This is a genomic window from Streptomyces sp. URMC 127 (assembly GCF_051386535.1).
Lineage (GTDB): Bacteria > Actinomycetota > Actinomycetes > Streptomycetales > Streptomycetaceae > Streptomyces.
In genome coordinates this window covers 1-15,598 of the sequence record NZ_JBPQTW010000166.1, presented here as the reverse complement: position 1 = coordinate 15,598, position 15,598 = coordinate 1, and the positions used below count along the sequence as shown (strand labels likewise).

The window sequence follows — 15,598 nt, the reverse complement described above, 5'->3', positions numbered from 1 at the left end:
GTCCCTCCCCGGCCCGCCGCCCCGCCCTCGTACGCCGCTCCGGAACGGACCACGGCCGAGGAGACCGGCTGGTGGAGCCTCGAAGCCGGTTCCGCTCCGTCGTCCTCCGCGCTCTCCTCGCCCTTCGCGGGCACGGCCACCGCCCGGACCACCATCCACGGCTTCACCGGCGGCATCGAGATCCCCGACATACTGAAACCTCCCCCGCGCCCCGGAGAAGAGCACAGCGACCGCGACGATCAGGAAGGACCCGAAGGGTCCGAAGAGTCGCACGGGTCCACCGCCCGCCAGGGCGAGCACGGCTCGGAAGGCACCTGGGACGAGGACGAAGAGGACGGCCCGCGCCGCGCGAGCCTCTTCCGGCGCGCCGACGGCGCCCCCGTCCCCCCGCTGCTCCTGCTCGTCGCCCTGATCCTGGTCGTGGGTGCCGTGCTCAGCAACTGGTTCGTCCTCGCGGCCGGCTGGGGCCTCGCGTACGTCACCCGCAAGCTCTCGCAGACCGAGTCGAAGTGGGCGGTGATGGGCGTGCCCGGCCTCGTCGCGGCCGCCGGGATCGTGTGGCTGTGGGGCCGTACGGAGGGCCGCTGGGGCGCCCCCGTGCCGGACGGCGGCCTGGGCGCGGCGATGTCGGACACGTGGCCGTGGGTCCTGCGGGGGGCGGCCGTCGCCTCGGCGGCGTTCGTGGTGTGGCGGTCCCGCCGCCCGGGCTGACGGCCGCTCCTCAGCCCACCGCGGCGCCGGCGCCCTCGGCGCCCGTCTCCTCGCTCCCGTCCGCCTCCGCACCCGCTTCCGCGCCGCCTACGGCCCGCGTGTCCGCATCCGCATCCGCCTCCCACGGCCGTCCCGGCACCACCAGCGGGCTCCCCGTCACGGGGTCCGGGACGACCACCGAGTGCAGACCGAAGACCTCCCGCACCAGGTCCGCCGTCACGATGTCCGCCGGGCGCCCCTGCGCGACGATGCGGCCCGCCTTCATGGCGACGAGGTGGTCGGCGTAGCGCGCGGCCTGGTTGAGGTCGTGGAGGACGGCGACGACCGTGCGGCCGCGCTCGCGGTTGAGGCGCCGTACGAGGTCGAGGACCTCCACCTGGTGGGAGATGTCCAGGTACGTCGTAGGCTCGTCGAGCAGGAGCAGGTCCGTCTCCTGGGCGAGGGCCATGGCGATCCAGACGCGCTGCCGCTGTCCGCCGGAGAGCTCGTCGACGGACCGCTCGGCCAGCTCGGTCGTGTCCGTACGGGCCATGGCGTCGGCCACGGCCCGCTCGTCGGCCTCCGACCACTGCTGCCACCAGCGCTGGTGCGGCTGGCGGCCGCGGGCGACGAGGTCCGCGACGGTGATGGCCTCAGGTGCGACGGGCGTCTGCGGGAGCAGGCCGAGCGACTTGGCGATCGTCCGGGTGGGTATGCGGGCGAGGTCCTCGCCGTCGAGGAGGACGGTGCCGCGGGCGGGCTTGAGCAGCCGTCCGAGCGCCCGCAGCAGCGTCGACTTCCCGCACGCGTTGGGGCCGATGACGATGGTGACCTCGCCGTCGGGAACGCTCAGGTCGAGGCCGTCGACGACCGTGCGGTCCTCGTAGGCGAGGGTCAGGTCGCGGGCGGCCAGCCGACTGCCCTGCGCGCGCTCCGTCACGCTGTTCCTCCGCTGTTCCGGGTGCTGTGGCCCTTGATGATGAGCCGGATGAGGTACGGGGCGCCGACGGCGGCGGTCAGCACGCCCACGGGGAGCTGCGTCGGCTCCAGCAGCTTGCGGCCCAGCAGGTCGGCGACGACCACGATGACCGCGCCGGTCAGTGCCGAGGACAGCAGCGGGATCTGCGCGGTGCGCGTCATGCGGCGGGCCAGCTGCGGGGCGAGGAGGGCCACGAAGTCGACGGGGCCGGCCGCGCCCGTGGCGATCGAGGCGAGGACGACGCCGAGGAGGACGAGCCCGCCGCGCACCCGGTTGAGCCGCACGCCCAGAGCGGTCGCCGTGTCGTCGTCCATGGTGACGGTGCGCTGCGCGCGGGCGGCCCAGCAGACGAAGGGCGCGAGCGCGAGCAGCGCCCAGGCCAGCGGGGCGGCCTCGTCCCAGCCGGGGCCGTTCAGCGAACCGGTCATCCACACCTGCGCCCGCTGGGCGACGAGGTAGTCGCCCTTGGTCATGAACAGGTGGGTGACGGAGCGCAGGGCGACCGCGAAGCCGATGCCGATGAGGACGAAGCGGGTGGCGTGCAGGCCGCCGCGCCAGGCGAAGACGTAGACGAGGGCGGCGGCCAGCAGACCGCCGGCGACGGACACGTAGGGCAGGGCGGCGTACGAGGTGACGCCGAAGGTCATCGCGCCGACCGTCAGGGCGCTCGCGCCCTGGGTGATGCCGATGACGTCGGGGCTGGCGAGCGGGTTGCGGGCGACGGTCTGGATGAGCGCCCCGCCGATGCCGAACGCGAGGCCGACCAGCAGGCCCACGGTCATCCGCGGCAGCCGCAGCGTGCCGACGGTGACCTCCTCGCGCGAGGGCTCGCCGAGGAGGACCTTGAACACCTCGCCGGGCGCGGCGTAGGTCTTGCCGATGCACAGGTAGGCGAGGCAGGCGGCCGCCAGGAGGACGACGAGGCCGGCGGCTACGGCGGTGCCGCGCCGGTGGACGAGGAACGAGAACGAGGGGCCGCGCCCGGCCCGTACGAGGGCGTAGCCGGCGGGACGTGCGGCGCCGGCGCCACCGGGACGACGTGCGGTGGTGGCGCCACTGCGAACAGGAGTGCTCATACGGCGGCCACCCGCTTCCGGCGGACGAGGGCGACGAGGAAGGGCACGCCGATGAGGGCCGTCATCACGCCGGCCGGGACCTCGCCCGGCGGGAAGAACACGCGGCCCGCGGTGTCGCTGGCCAGCAGCACGACGGGGCCGAGGAGGGCGGCCACGGGCAGCAGCCAGCGGTGGTCGCCGCCGACGAGCGCGCGGGCGATGTGCGGCACGGCGAGGCCGACGAAGGCGATGGGCCCGGCGGCGGCCACGCCGGCGCCGGTCAGGACGGTGGCGCCGAGCCCGCCGGTGATGCGGACGGCGGCGACGTTCTGGCCGAGGCCTTTCGCGACGTCCTCGCCGAGGGCGAGGGCGTCCAGGCCGCGGGCCACGGACAGCACGAGCACCGCTCCCACGAGCAGGAACGGCCAGATCCGGCCGGCGAGGCCGGTGTCGCTCGCCGAGAGCGAGCCGACCTGCCAGAAGCGGAACTTGTCCAGGACGGACGCCTGGGTGGTGAGCACGGCGGTGGTCAGCGAGACGAGCAGAGCGTTGATCGCGGCGCCGGCCAGCGCGAGCTTGACGGGCGAGGCGCCGCCGCGGCCGCGCGAGGCGATGGCGTAGACGGCGACGGAGGCGACGGCCGCGCCCCCGAACGCCCACCACACGTAGCCCGTCACGCTCTGCACCCCGGCGAGCATGATCGCAAGGACGACGCCGACGGCGGCGCCGTGGCTGACGCCGAGGATGCCGGGATCGGCGATCGGGTTGCGGGTGATGCCCTGCAGGGCCGTGCCGGCCAGGGCGAGGCCCGCGCCGACCATCAGGCCGACGAGGGTCCGCGGCAGCCGCATCTCGCGGACGACCGCGGCGTCCTTGCCGTCGCCGCCGTGCAGCAGGGCGTCGAACACGTGGCCGGGAGCGACCGGGCGGGCGCCGACGGCGAGGCTGAGAAGCACCGCGACCAGGAGGGCGGCGACCGCGGCCACCGTCCAGCCGATGCGGCGCCTGACCAGGGAGGATCTGGGGGTGCTGAGCGGGACGGCGGCTGACATCGCTTCCACGGGGGTCGGACGGCCGGACGGCCGGAACGGGGCGGTTAGGGCAGGCTAAGTGTACGGAGGGGGCCGTTCGGGAAGACGGGACCCTTCGGGGGCGGGCTCCCCCGCACAATGGAGCCCATGAGCCCCACCGCGCGCACGCCCCGCTTCACGGTCGGCTTCGACCTGGACCTGACCCTGGTCGACTCCCGCCCGGGCATCCGGGCCGCGTACGAGGCGCTCGCCGCCGCCACGGGCGCGGCCATCGACATCGACCTCGTCCTGAGCCGGATCGGGCCTCCGCTGGAGCAGGAGCTGGCGCACTGGTTCCCCGCGGACCGCGTCGCCGAGGCCGCCGCCCTCTACGTGGCCGCCTACCCCGAGCACGGCATCGCCCCCTCCCCCGCGCTGCCGGGCGCCCGCGAGGCCGTGGCCGCGGTGCGCGAGCTGGGCGGGCAGGCGGTCGTCGTCACCGCCAAGAACGCCCGGAACGCCCGCCTCCACCTCGATCACCTGCGCATCGAACCGGACGTGCTGGTCGGCTCGCTGTGGGCGGAGGGCAAGGCCGTGGCGCTGCGCGAGCACGGCGCGGACGTCTACGTGGGCGACCACGTCGGCGACGTGCGCGGCGCGCGGGCGGCGGGGGCGCTGTCGGTCGGCGTGACGACGGGGCCCTGCCCGGCGGAGGAGCTGCGGGCGGCGGGCGCGGACGTCGTCCTCGGCGGCCTGACGGAGTTTCCGCAGTGGCTGAGCGGCTACCTGGCCGCGGGCGAGCCGGTGGCGGAGGCGCGCGCCTGACGCCGCTGGGCGGCGATCGACTGCAGCACCCCGGCGCCCGCGATGAGGAATCCCACCCCCATCAGCATGCAGACGAAGTACGCTGCGGGAGGCAGCGGGTCGGCGCCCAGGAACAGCGGGGCGACCGTCGCCAGGGTGGCCACCGCGCCGACGAGGAAGACGATGGCGCCGATGCGTACCAGCAGATCCCCGGCCCGGGGCGTTTCGCTACTCACCCGACCAGGGTAGATGCCTGGGCGTGGGGTGGGGCCGGGGACGTCTTGTCACCGGGCCCGGGACCATTAGCCTTGGGGGGTAGCGGGTCTTGCGACCCGCTGTAGTGCTATCAAGAGCTGTTTTTCCGTCGGTCGTCACCGGTTGCCCTCGGCTGCCGGCGGCTGCGGCGGTCTCCCCATCAATTCCCCATTTCCGACGAGACACGAGGACGAGGACAGACGTGCCTACCGGCAAGGTCAAGTGGTTCAACAGCGAGAAGGGCTTCGGCTTTCTCTCCCGCGACGACGGCGGAGACGTCTTCGTCCACTCCTCGGTGCTCCCGGACGGGGTCGACTCCCTCAAGCCCGGTCAGCGGGTGGAATTCGGTGTCGTGGCCGGTCAGCGGGGCGACCAGGCCCTGTCGGTGATGCTGCTCGACCCCACGCCGTCGGTGGCGGCCGCCCAGCGCCGCAAGCCCGACGAGCTGGCGTCGATCGTCCAGGACCTCACCACCCTGCTGGAGAACGTCACCCAGCAGCTGGAGCGCGGCCGTTACCCCGACAAGGCCCACGGCGCCAAGATCGCCGGCATGCTGCGCGCGGTCGCCGACCAGCTGGACGTCTGACCTTCCCGGCGCATCCCCGTACGCGCCGGCTCCGGCCGGGTGCGGATTCCGCCGGACCCCCGCCGTGGGGGTTTCCCGCCATTGCGGCGGGCATTTTTCCGCCGTGACCGATACCGGGCATGCACTGCTCTGCGGTGCCGGCGGCACGGTCTTCCGGCGGTCTTCCCGGGCTGAGGCCTGGGAAGACCGCCGGACACCACGTCGCGTGACGGCCGCTCAGGCGAAGGCCTGCTGGGACCTGAGCCCGCTCAGACGAAGGCCAGCGCGTCCGGCCCGAGGGGCGGTACGAGCCCCTCCGCCGCGGCCCGGGTCAGCAGCCCGCGGACCGCCGCGTAGCCGTCCTCGCCGAGGTCGGCCGTGAATTCGTTGACGTACAGCCCGATGTGCTGGTCGGTGACCTTCGGGTCCATCTCCTGCGCGTGCTCCAGCACGTACGGGCGCGAGGCCTCCGGGTCGTCCCACGCCATGCGCACGGACGTCCGCGCCGCCTCCGCCAGTCCGCGCAGCCGCTCCGCGCCCAGCGAGCGCTTGGCGATGATGGCGCCCAGCGGGATCGGCAGGCCCGTGGTGTGCTCCCAGTGCTCCCCCATGTCGGCCAGGCACGTCAGCCCGTACTGCCCGTATGTGAAGCGCGCCTCGTGGATCACCAGGCCGGCGTCCACCTTGCCGTCCCGGACAGCCGGCATGATCTCGTCGAACGGCAGGACGACCACCTGCCCGACCCCGCCCGGCACCTCCGCGGCCGCCCACAGGCGGAAGAGCAGATAAGCCGTCGAGCGCTCGCTCGGCACCGCCACCGTCTTCCCGGCCAGGGACGGGCCGTCCCCCGGCTCCCGCGTGAGCACCAGCGGGCCGCAGCCGCGGCCCAGGGCGCCGCCGCACGGCAGCAGGGCGTACTCGTCCAGCACCCACGGCAGGACCGCGTAGGAGACCTTCAGGACGTCGAACTCGCCGCGCTCGGCCATGCCGTTGGTGACGTCGATGTCGGCGAACGTGACGTCCAGGGCGGGCGCGCCGGGGACGCGGCCGTGGGCCCAGGCGTCGAAGACGAACGTGTCGTTCGGGCAGGGCGAGTAGGCGATCTTCAGGGGCTCGCTCATGCAGCGCTCCAGGTCTCGGCGGGAGCCGCCCGCAGCGCCTCCCGCAGGGCGGCGGAGGCGCCGGCGAGGGCCTCCAGGGCATCGCCGATGCGCCACGCGGCACGGTCGCGCGGGCCGACGGGGTTGGAGACCGCCCGGATCTCCAGGACGGGCACGCCGTGCGCGGCCGCCGCCTCGGCCACCCCGAAGCCCTCCATGGCCTCGGCGAGCGCCCCGGGCCGCGCGGTCGCGAGGGCGGCGGCCCGCTCGGCGCTACCGGTCACGGTCGACACCGTGAGCACCTCGCCGCGCTGTGCTCCGGCCGCCTCGGCGACGGCGCGCACCAGCGCCGCGGGGGGCAGGTGTTCGACGGTGCCGAAGCCGAGGTCCGTCACGGGGACGAAGCCGGCGGGCGTCTCGGCGCCCAGGTCCGCGGCCACGATCGCGTCCGCGACGACGACGGAGCCGACGGCCGCGCCGCGGCCGGGTGCCGGGGTCGCGAAGCCGCCGCCGATGCCCGCGGAGACCGCCAGGTCGTAGGGGCTGCCGGAGAGCGCCGCGGCGGCGAGGGCCGTCGCCGTGCCGGCGGCAGCGGCGGCCGGGCCCACGCCGGCGGCCAGCACGTCGATGACCAGCGGTTCCGTACCGGCCGGGGCGGGCCGGTGCAGCACGTAGCCGGGCACGGCGAACTCGACGACGGACCCGGACGCCTCCGCGGCCGAACCGGAGCTGCCGTCCGTGCTGCTGCCGGTGCTGCCGCGCGTGCTGCCGCTCGGTCCGGTGCCGGTGCTGCCGTCGGCGCCGGGCGCCGACGCGCCGCGGACGACCGCGTCGCGCTCCGCGGCGACGGCCGTGACGACGAGGACGCGCATCAGCGGCCCCGCCGGTCCGTCGCCCCGGGGCCCGCCGGGCCCCGGCCTGCCGGCCCGCGGCCCGTCAGCGCGCGTCCGCTCAGCCCTTGTCCAGTTCGAGCTTGACGTTCCACACGCCGTCCTCGGTGATGACCGACAGGATCACGTCCTTCTCGAAGCGCTGCTCCATCCGGTTGACGAAGAGCTGCTCGCCGTTGAGCGACGTGTACGTCTGCTTGAGCTGGTTGGTCTGCTGCTGGGCGTTGACCGCCACGAGCCAGCCCTTGTCGGCCATCTTGGGGTCGACGCCGACGCGGACCTTGTCGCCCGGCTGGACCTTCACGGTCTTGACGGACTTGTCGGCCATGCACTTGTTGAGGGCGTTCTGGTCGAGCTTCTTGCCCTCGTCGAAGCAGGCGGCCTCGGTGGTCACGGTGGTCGAGCCGACGGTCACCGTCGCCAGCGGCGTCGGCTTGTCGCAGGCGGACAGGGCGACGAGCCCGAAGGCCACGGCGCCGACAGCGGCAGCGGCGCGGCGGCGCTTGCCCCGGAAAATCGCAGCGGTCATGCGGGCAGGCTATCGGGCCGCCCAGGTCAGGCCACGCGGGGGTGCGGTGAGCCACGCCGTGCCGCGGTGAGCAGGCCCCGTACGGCCGTCGCGACCCCCAGGGCGAGGACCGCGGAGGCCACCGCCATGCCCAGGGTGCCGTTGAGGGGCAGCAGGATGCCGATCGCGCCGCCCGCCACCCAGCTCATCTGCAGCAGCGTCTCGGAGCGGGCGAACGCGGACGTGCGGACGGCCTCCGGCACGTCCCGCTGGATGAGGGAGTCCAGCGACTGCTTCCCCAGCGCCTGGGAGATGCCCGCGACGGCCGCGATGACCACGACGAAGAAGGCCCCGTAGAAGACGGCCGTGGCGACGGCCGTGCCCAGCGACACCGTCAGGACGAGCGCGATCGTCTTCTCGGGGCCGCGCGAGCGCAGCAGGGCGCCTATGGCCGTGCCCAGGGCGTTGCCGGCGCCGGCGGCGACCGCGACGAAGGCCAGGGAGAAGGCCGGGCTGAGGCCGCCGAGCGGGTGGATGCGCAGGAGGAAGGCGAGGAAGAAGGTGAGGAAGCCGGAGAGCATGCGCAGGGCGCTGTTGGCCTGCAGCGCGTGCAGGACGGAGCTGCCGACGGTGCGCAGGCCTGGGGGCCTGTTCTTCCTCGCGCCGTTCTTCTTCCCGGCCTTGTTCCCGACCCTGTTTCCTCCCTTCCAGCTCCTCCGGACGGTCCACCCGGCGGGGGCCGCGGCCCGGCGGGAGCGGTACGACGAAGGCTCGCCGGACACCAGCCGGGCGCGGGCCTCGCCCTTTGCCGAGTCGACCTTGTGGGGGAGCGAGAACGACAGCACCGTGCCGAGAACGAACACGACGAAAGCCCCGTAGAGCGGATATTCCGGCCCGATCTTGTGCAGCCCCGCGCCCAGCGGGGCCGCCAGTCCCGTGGCCAGCAGCCCGCCGAGCGTCACCCGGGAATTGGCCTTCACCAGCGAGATCCGCGGGGGCAGCAGCCGCGGCACGACCGCCGAGCGCACCACCCCGTACGCCTTCGACGCCACCAGCACCCCGAGCGCCGCCGGATACAGCTCCAGGCCGCCGCTCGCCACCGCGCCCGACATCGTCAGCGCCAGCAGCGCCCGCGTCAGCATCGCGCCCGCCATCGCCGCCCGGCGGCCGTGCGGGATCCGGTCCAGGAGCGGGCCGATCACCGGGGCCAGGAGGGTGAAGGGCGCCATCGTGACCGCCAGGTAGAGCGCCACGCGGCCGCGCGCCTGGTCCGTGGGGACCGAGAAGAACACCGTGGACGCCAGCGCCACGGTGATCAGCATGTCGCCCGCCGAGTTCACGGCGTGCAGCTCGATCAGCTTGCCCAGGCCCGACTCGCCCGCGCCGTGCGCGTGCGTCGCCCTCCGCACGCCCCGCGCGGCAGCCCTGAACGGGGCGCGCAGCACGCGGCCGGCGCCCCGGGCCGTGCGGCGCAGCGGCCCGCCGTCGACCGACCGGATGGCTCCCACCACGCCATACTGCCCCAACTCGCACGGCGCAGGGCGCTTTCGCCGCCGCGGGCGGCCGCCCGGGCCCGGTCCGGCGCACGGACCGGAGGGGGCTCGCCGCGGCCCGGCTATCCGCGGCGGCGCCGAGCGGGGTAGCGTGCGTAGCGCGCCACCGGCGGTCGTTCCTGGCCGCGCTCCGAGTCTCGATCCCGCAGAATGGGAGGGACTAGGTGCGCCCGAAACCGTTCGGGCGCGGACGTCGACGCGGCCCTGCGGTCCGCTCCGTCCGCCGACCCGGCCGATCGGCTGGCGCACTCGTGAGACGGCGTGGAAGAGAGAATCGATTCTTGTGAGTGCTGCGATGCGAAGCCGTACCCCGGACCGCCTGTGCGCCGAGGCGGTCGACATGGCCCGTGCGGCGGCCGAGGAGGCCGCCCGGCCCGGCACGGTGGGCGAGCACGTCCAGGCCGTCGCCGACGGGGACCGCGTCGTCACCCACTACTTCCTCTGCCAGGACCCCGGCTACCGCGGCTGGCGCTGGGCCGTCACCGTCGCCCGCGCCTCCCGCGCCAAGGTCGTCACCCTCGACGAGACGGTGCTGCTGCCCGGGCCGGACGCCCTCCTCGCCCCCGAGTGGGTGCCGTGGAGCGAGCGGCTGCGCCCCGGCGACATGGGCCCGGGCGACCTGCTCCCCACCGACGCCGAGGACCTGCGGCTCGCGCCCGGCTGGAGCGGTGAGGACGTCCCGCCGCCGAACTCCGCCGTCTCCGAGGAGATGGCCGGCCTCGCCGACGCCGAGGACGCCGACGTCCTCCCCGGCTCCCCCGCCGCCCAGCCGGCCGTCCCCGCGCGCGGCACGATCGCGGCGGTCGCCGAGGAGCTCGGGATGCGGCGCGCCCGCGTCCTCTCCCGCTACGGGCTGCACACCTCCGCCGACCGCTGGGACGAGAGCCACGGCGCCAAGACCCCCATGGCGCAGGCCGCGCCCGCCTCGTGCGTCAGCTGCGGCTTCCTCGTGCCGATCGGCGGCTCCCTCGGACAGGCGTTCGGCATCTGCGCGAACGAGTTCGGGCCGGCGGACGGGCACGTCGTGTCGCTGTCGTACGGCTGCGGTGGGCACTCCGAGGCGGCGGTCATGCCGAAGCCGCCGCGGCCGGCGCCGCCGGTGATCGACGAGACGCTGGTCGATCCCCTGCCGCTTCGCCATGCGGCGGAGGCGCCGTCCGGCGAGGAGGGCGACGAGGAGCTCGGTCACTCGTAGGCAGGCGGCTGCCCCTGCGACGCTTCCCGGTGCGGGCCGTTCCGGGCGCGCGTCCGGTATCGCGCCTGGCGGCGCTCGTCCTCAAACGCCGGACGGGCTGATATGTGCTCGGGACGAGCGCCCCCCGGGCGCGATACGGCCCGGGGCCACGGCCGCGGCGCGCGATCCCGCCGCGGCGCGCAGCGGACGGCGCGGTACGTTCTGCCGTAGGAACACCCTCTGGCGGCGGGAGACGGAACGTGAGCGGCACGGCAATGGTGCGGGGCGCAGCCGAAGGGGCGGATCCGTTCGGGACCGCCCGCCTGCGGCGTGGCGTGCTGGACGCCTGGGCGGCGTCGCCGGCCCGCTTCCGGGAGGACGCCAACGCCGAGGAGGACCTCGCCCTCGGCGGCTACCGCGACCGCCTCGTCGTCGAGCTCGCCCAGAACGCCGCCGACGCGGCCGCCCGCGCGGGCGTCCCCGGCCGTCTCCGGCTGACCCTGCACGCGGGCCGCCACGGCCGCCCGGCCGTGCTCGCCGCGGCGAACACCGGCGCGCCCCTGGACGCGGCGGGCGTCGAGTCCCTGGCCACCCTCCGGGCGTCGGCCAAGCGCAGTGCGGAGCAGGGCGGCGGGGAGAACGGCAGCGTCGGCCGGTTCGGCGTGGGCTTCTCCGCCGTCCTGGCGGTCAGCGACGAGCCCGCCGTCGTCGGCCGCTCCGGCGGCGTCCGCTGGTCCCTCGCGGAGGCGAGGGCCCTGGCGGCGCGCGAGGCCGTCGGGGCGCCGGGCCTGGCCGAGGAGATGGCCCGCCGCGAGGGTCACGTGCCGCTGCTGCGGCTCCCGCTCCCCGCCGAAGGCTCGGCCCCGGCCGGCTATGACACGGTCGTCGTGCTGCCGCTGCGCGACGGCGCCGCCGAGGACCTGACCGCCCGTCTGCTGGCGGGCGTCGACGACGCGCTGCTGCTGACGCTGCCGGGCCTGTCCGAGGTGGTCGTCGAGACGGACGGCGCCGTCCGCACCCTGACGCGCCGCCAGGAGGGCCCCTACGTCCTCGTGGAGGACTCGGAACGCGGCTCGGCGGCCCGCTGGCGCATCGCCCGCGAGGCGGGGCCCCTGGACGCCGCGCTGCTCGCGGACCGCCCCGTGGAGGAGCGCCTGCGCCCGCACTGGTCCGTGACGTGGGCCGTGCCGGTGGGCGAGGACGGCGCGCCCGTACGCCCCTCCACCGCGCCCGTCGTGCACGCCCCGACGCCGACGGACGAGCCGCTGGGCGTACCCGCGCTGCTCATCGCCACCTTCCCCCTGGAGCCGACGCGCCGCCACGCCGCGCCCGGCCCGCTCACGGACTTCGTCACCGGGCGGGCGGCGGAGGCCTACGCGCAGCTGCTGCGCGACTGGCACCCCGTGGGCCCGGGCACGCTCGACCTCGTGCCGTCGCCCCTGGCGCAGGGGGCGCTGGACGCGGAGCTGCGGCGGCGGATCCTGGAGCTGCTGCCGCGCGTCCCGTTCCTGCCGAGCGCGGCCGGGGCCGCGCCCCAGGAGCCGGCCGAGCCGCAGGGCGGCGGCATGGAGGGCATCCCGTGGACGGAGGGCCCGGACGCGGCCCGGCAGGCCCCCGAGCCGTCCCCCGCCCCGGCCGGCGCCGCAGACACCTGGGACGACCCCTTCGCCCGCAGCGGCCCCGAGCCCTACGCGCTGCGGCCCGCCGACGCCGAGGTCGTGGAGGGCGCGGGCGCGGAGACCGTCGCCGTGCTCGGCGAGCTGTTCCCGAACCTGCTGCCCGCCGGCCTGGAGCGCCGCCCCGAGCTGCGCGCCCTGGGCGTCGCGCGGGCCCCGCTCGGTGAGGTCGTCGACCGCCTGGCGGGCGTCGAGCGCGCACCCTCCTGGTGGCAGCGGCTCTACGACAGCCTCGCCGGCATCGACCCCGACCGGCTCAGCGGTCTGCCCGTGCCGCTCGCGGACGGCCGTACGGCCATCGGCCCGCGGCAGGTGCTCCTCCCGCCGCCGGACGGCACGGACTCGGAGCGGCTCTCCCGCCTGGGGCTGAAGGTCGCCCACCCGGACGCCGCGCACCCGCTGCTGGAGAAGCTCGGCGCCACCCCCTCCTCCCCGCGCGCCGTCCTGACCACCCCGCAGGTGCGGGCCGCGGTGGCGGCCTCCCTGGACGCCGACGAGATCTGGGACGAGGACGCGCTGGACGCGGACGCCCTCGCCGAGCTCGTCCTCGGCCTCGTACGCGACGCCGGTCTCGCCCCCGGCGACGAGCCGTGGCTCGCCGCGCTCGCCCTGCCCGACGAGGACGGCGAGCTCGCGCCCGCCGGCGAACTCGTCCTGCCCGGCAGCGCCTTCGAACGCATCATCCGGCCCGGCGAGCTCGCCGCCTGCGACGCCGCCCTCGCCGAGCGCTGGGGCGAGCAGCCGCTGACCGCCGTGGGCGTCCTGGCCGGCTTCGCCCTCGTCCGCGCCACGGACGTCGTCCTCGACCCGGACGAGCTCGAACCGCGCGACGGCGACTTCCCCGAGCCCGACGACGCCGGCCTGCTCGACGCGGTCGACGTCTGGTGCGAGGACGTCCTCGACCAGCTGCCCCACACGCCCGTGCCGCCCGTCGCCACCGAGCTCGTGGCCGTACGCGACCTCGACCTCGTCGACGACGACGCCTGGCCCGAGGCCCTCGCCCTCCTCGCCCAGCCCCCGCTGCGCGACGCCCTGACGGCACCGGTGCGCGTCCTGCTGCCCGACGGCACGACCGAATCCGTCCGCCCGTACACCGCCTGGTGGCTGCGCGGCCACCCCGTCCTCGACGGCCGGCGCCCCGCCGGCCTGCGCGTGGCGGGCGGCGATCCGCTCCTGCGCGGCCTGTACGAGGCGGCGGACGCGGCCGGCCTGGCGGACGAGCAGGTGCTGCGCGCCCTCGGCGTCCGGACCTCCGCCGCCGCCCTCCTCGACGAGCCCGGCGGCGCCGCGGAGCTGCTCGCCCGGCTGGCCGATCCCGGCGCCGACGTCGACGCCGCCCAGCTGCACGCCCTCTACGGCCTCCTCGCCCGCCTCGACCCCGACCAGGTCACCCTCCCCGACGAGCTCCGGGCCGTCGTCGACGGCGAGGTGCGGGTCGTGGACGCCGCGGACGCGGTCGTCGCGGACGCCCCCGACCTGCTCCCCCTCGCGGCCGGCCACGCCCTGCTGCCCGTACCGCCCGCCCGCGCCGCGGACCTTGCCGAGTTGCTGCAGGTGCGCCGGCTGAGCGAGGCGCTGGGAGCGGCTGTCCCAGCGGGTGCGGGCGAGTCCCGCGACGTCCCCGACGGCGTACGGGACCTGCTGCCCGGCGCCCCCTCCAGCTACGTGGAACACGAGGAACTCCTTGTCGACGGTGTCGAACTGGACTGGCGGCTGACCCCCGACGGCGTCCTCCACGCCGCCACCCTGGAAGGCCTCGCCGCGGGCCTGGCCTGGGCGGCCGGCGCCTGGTCCCGCCGCTTCGAGGCGGCGGCCCTCCTGGAAGACCCGACCCGCACGGAGGAACTGGCCCGGGCGCGGTGGTTCGACTAGGGGAGGCGTTGCGTTCGGTGCGGGGCGGGCTGTGCGGGCGGCCCGCGGGCCTGTCTCTGCGGGTAGCCCGCACTCCCCTCGTCAGGTCGCCCCGCCGACGGCTGTCGCGCACCGCGGCGTAATGTGCGCCTTGTGAACGAACTGATCTTCCGGGGGAAAGACCGGTATCGTCCGTCCTGGACGCACGTTGCCTTGATGGCCGTCCTGTTGGCCGTCGAAGGAGCCGCTGCCATCGTCCAGCTCGGCGCGACGGGCTTCTACTGGCTGCTCGGCGGGACCGCCGTGATCGTCGGCCTCTGCTTCTTGATCGCCTTCCGCAGCTGGACCACCGTCGGGGCGGCCGGAATAACCATCTGCTGGGGCTTCGGGCGCGGCCGCACCCATCCTTGGCACGAAATCCGGTGGATCGACGTGCGCGAAACGAAGGCCGAGTACGGGGTGGCGCGCGTGGCCCGCATCACCCTCGCGAACGGGCGGCGCCGCTCCCTGCCCGCGCTCCAGCACAGCGACACGTACCCCCGCCCCGATTTCGACGTGGACTTCCGGCGGGTCGTCAACTGGTGGGAGCTGAGCACCGACCAGGCCGCGCGGGTACGGCCGCCCCTGCGGAAGCGGGACCGGGTCTCCCCCATGGCACTCGGACTCCTCCTGGGCCTCCTCATTACGGTCGTCGTCGTGGCCGTCGTCGTCATGCAGGGCTGAGCGCGGTCCATTGGGTGCGGGGTTATGGGCGGTACGGCCGCCCACCGGAGGGCTCTCAGCGAGCCGTCCACTGGTCCGTCTCGGCGAACGTCCTGCCGGGCAGCGGCTTGCCTATGAGCGCGATCGGGATGAAGAAGCTGACCTGACTGATCGCGATCATCAGCGTGGCGAGGGCCTTCTCGTCGTAGTGCTCCGCCACCTCCGCGAACAGCTCGTCCGAGACCCGCTCCCCCTGCGCGCTGGGCTCCAGCACGGCCTCCACCAGGGCCAGTGCGGCCCGCTCGGCGTCCGAAAAGTACGGCGCGTCCTTCCACGACGCCACCGCCGTGATCCGCTCCTCCGACTCCCCCGCCTTCCGCAGGAGCGTCGAATGCAGCACGGTCAGGTACGTGTTGCCCACGATCTGGCCCGCCCGCAGGTGCATCAGGCCGATCGTGGCCCGCGGGACGGAGCGGTTGCCGACCGCCTTGAACAGGGCCCCGGCGATCTCCGCGATCTCGGGCACGAACTCCTGGGGGTCGGACATCCGGGAACGCGTGGCAGTCGTGGCAGTTGCAGTCGTGGCAGTCATTGCTTCCTCCGCAGTGATCGAGCGTCGTCTTCGTTGCCGTTCACTGCATTGACGGATCGCGCCGCGTCGATGTGACAGCCTGCGCGAACTTTTTCCGGACGGTGCGGACTGCGGTGCGGGGCCGTATATTTACGGCGCCGAGCCCTCTTGCGTGGTGGCACCCGGCACTTGGCGCCACAAATACACGTCAGCGC

At 75.2% G+C, this 15,598-nt stretch carries 14 protein-coding genes and 1 pseudogene; 6 read left to right on the top strand and 9 right to left on the bottom strand.

All coding sequences use genetic code 11. The annotated features are described in order from the left end of the window. Window positions 1-711 (top strand): annotated as a pseudogene (locus ACSNOH_RS26075) (hypothetical protein); the annotation flags it as partial. A 10-nt stretch (window positions 712-721) separates the two neighbouring features. Here ACSNOH_RS26075 and ACSNOH_RS26070 read toward each other — a convergent pair. The 3 genes from ACSNOH_RS26070 to ACSNOH_RS26060 are packed head-to-tail and all read right to left on the bottom strand — an operon-like array spanning window position 722 to window position 3,776. Further along, window positions 722-1,630: an ABC transporter ATP-binding protein gene (locus tag ACSNOH_RS26070; protein ID WP_436723862.1), complete on the bottom strand. Its 909-nt coding sequence runs from the start codon at window positions 1,628-1,630 to the stop codon at window positions 722-724. Further along, window positions 1,627-2,745: a FecCD family ABC transporter permease gene (locus ACSNOH_RS26065; RefSeq protein WP_436723861.1), complete on the bottom strand. Its 1,119-nt coding sequence runs from the start codon at window positions 2,743-2,745 to the stop codon at window positions 1,627-1,629. Before ACSNOH_RS26065 ends, ACSNOH_RS26070 begins: the two co-directional genes overlap by 4 nt. Beyond that, a complete protein-coding gene (locus ACSNOH_RS26060) occupies window positions 2,742-3,776 on the bottom strand; it encodes a FecCD family ABC transporter permease (protein ID WP_436723860.1) in 1,035 nt (344 codons plus the stop codon). The genes ACSNOH_RS26065 and ACSNOH_RS26060 overlap by 4 nt, the downstream gene beginning before the upstream one ends. 117 nt (window positions 3,777-3,893) lie before the next feature. On the opposite strand from ACSNOH_RS26060, the gene ACSNOH_RS26055 reads away from it, so the two are divergent. Next, window positions 3,894-4,559: an HAD family hydrolase gene (locus tag ACSNOH_RS26055; protein ID WP_436723859.1), complete on the top strand. Its 666-nt coding sequence runs from the start codon at window positions 3,894-3,896 to the stop codon at window positions 4,557-4,559. Here ACSNOH_RS26055 and ACSNOH_RS26050 read toward each other — a convergent pair. Then, window positions 4,517-4,774 carry a hypothetical protein gene (locus ACSNOH_RS26050; protein WP_106681549.1) on the bottom strand — a complete coding sequence of 86 codons (258 nt, stop codon included), beginning with the start codon at window positions 4,772-4,774 and terminating at the stop codon, window positions 4,517-4,519. The two genes, ACSNOH_RS26055 and ACSNOH_RS26050, sit on opposite strands and share 43 nt — an antisense overlap. Before the next feature lie 221 nt (window positions 4,775-4,995). Here ACSNOH_RS26050 and ACSNOH_RS26045 point away from each other — a divergent pair, with 221 nt between their 5' ends. Continuing rightward, window positions 4,996-5,379, top strand: coding sequence for a cold-shock protein (locus ACSNOH_RS26045; protein ID WP_106681548.1), 384 nt, complete (start codon window positions 4,996-4,998; stop codon window positions 5,377-5,379). A gap of 248 nt (window positions 5,380-5,627) precedes the next feature. On the opposite strand, the gene ACSNOH_RS26040 is transcribed toward ACSNOH_RS26045, so the two are convergent. The 4 genes from ACSNOH_RS26040 to ACSNOH_RS26025 form a co-directional block, all read right to left on the bottom strand. Then, window positions 5,628-6,479 (bottom strand): 1,4-dihydroxy-6-naphthoate synthase, encoded by an 852-nt coding sequence (locus ACSNOH_RS26040; RefSeq protein WP_436723858.1) that lies wholly within the window; start codon window positions 6,477-6,479, stop codon window positions 5,628-5,630. Then, on the bottom strand, window positions 6,476-7,330 hold the full coding sequence (locus tag ACSNOH_RS26035) for a futalosine hydrolase (protein WP_436723857.1): 855 nt from the start codon (window positions 7,328-7,330) through the stop codon (window positions 6,476-6,478). The genes ACSNOH_RS26040 and ACSNOH_RS26035 overlap by 4 nt, the downstream gene beginning before the upstream one ends. A gap of 79 nt (window positions 7,331-7,409) precedes the next feature. Next, window positions 7,410-7,877 (bottom strand): hypothetical protein, encoded by a 468-nt coding sequence (locus ACSNOH_RS26030; protein WP_436723856.1) that lies wholly within the window; start codon window positions 7,875-7,877, stop codon window positions 7,410-7,412. Between the two features lie 26 nt (window positions 7,878-7,903). Continuing rightward, on the bottom strand, window positions 7,904-9,364 hold the full coding sequence (locus ACSNOH_RS26025) for an MFS transporter (protein WP_436723855.1): 1,461 nt from the start codon (window positions 9,362-9,364) through the stop codon (window positions 7,904-7,906). Window positions 9,365-9,704: 340 nt separating this feature from the next. On the opposite strand from ACSNOH_RS26025, the gene ACSNOH_RS26020 reads away from it, so the two are divergent. The 3 genes from ACSNOH_RS26020 to ACSNOH_RS26010 all read left to right on the top strand — a co-directional run bounded on the left by ACSNOH_RS26020 (window position 9,705) and on the right by ACSNOH_RS26010 (window position 14,833). Next, window positions 9,705-10,604, top strand: coding sequence for a DUF3027 domain-containing protein (locus ACSNOH_RS26020; RefSeq protein WP_436723854.1), 900 nt, complete (start codon window positions 9,705-9,707; stop codon window positions 10,602-10,604). Between the two features lie 254 nt (window positions 10,605-10,858). Next, window positions 10,859-14,131, top strand: a complete 3,273-nt coding sequence (locus tag ACSNOH_RS26015) for a sacsin N-terminal ATP-binding-like domain-containing protein (RefSeq protein WP_436723863.1) — start codon at window positions 10,859-10,861, stop codon at window positions 14,129-14,131. A gap of 195 nt (window positions 14,132-14,326) precedes the next feature. Next, window positions 14,327-14,833: a hypothetical protein gene (locus ACSNOH_RS26010; RefSeq protein WP_436723853.1), complete on the top strand. Its 507-nt coding sequence runs from the start codon at window positions 14,327-14,329 to the stop codon at window positions 14,831-14,833. A gap of 55 nt (window positions 14,834-14,888) precedes the next feature. Here ACSNOH_RS26010 and ACSNOH_RS26005 read toward each other — a convergent pair whose 3' ends face one another. Continuing rightward, a complete protein-coding gene (locus ACSNOH_RS26005) occupies window positions 14,889-15,359 on the bottom strand; it encodes a carboxymuconolactone decarboxylase family protein (protein WP_436723852.1) in 471 nt (156 codons plus the stop codon). Between the last annotated feature and the right edge of the window lie 239 nt (window positions 15,360-15,598).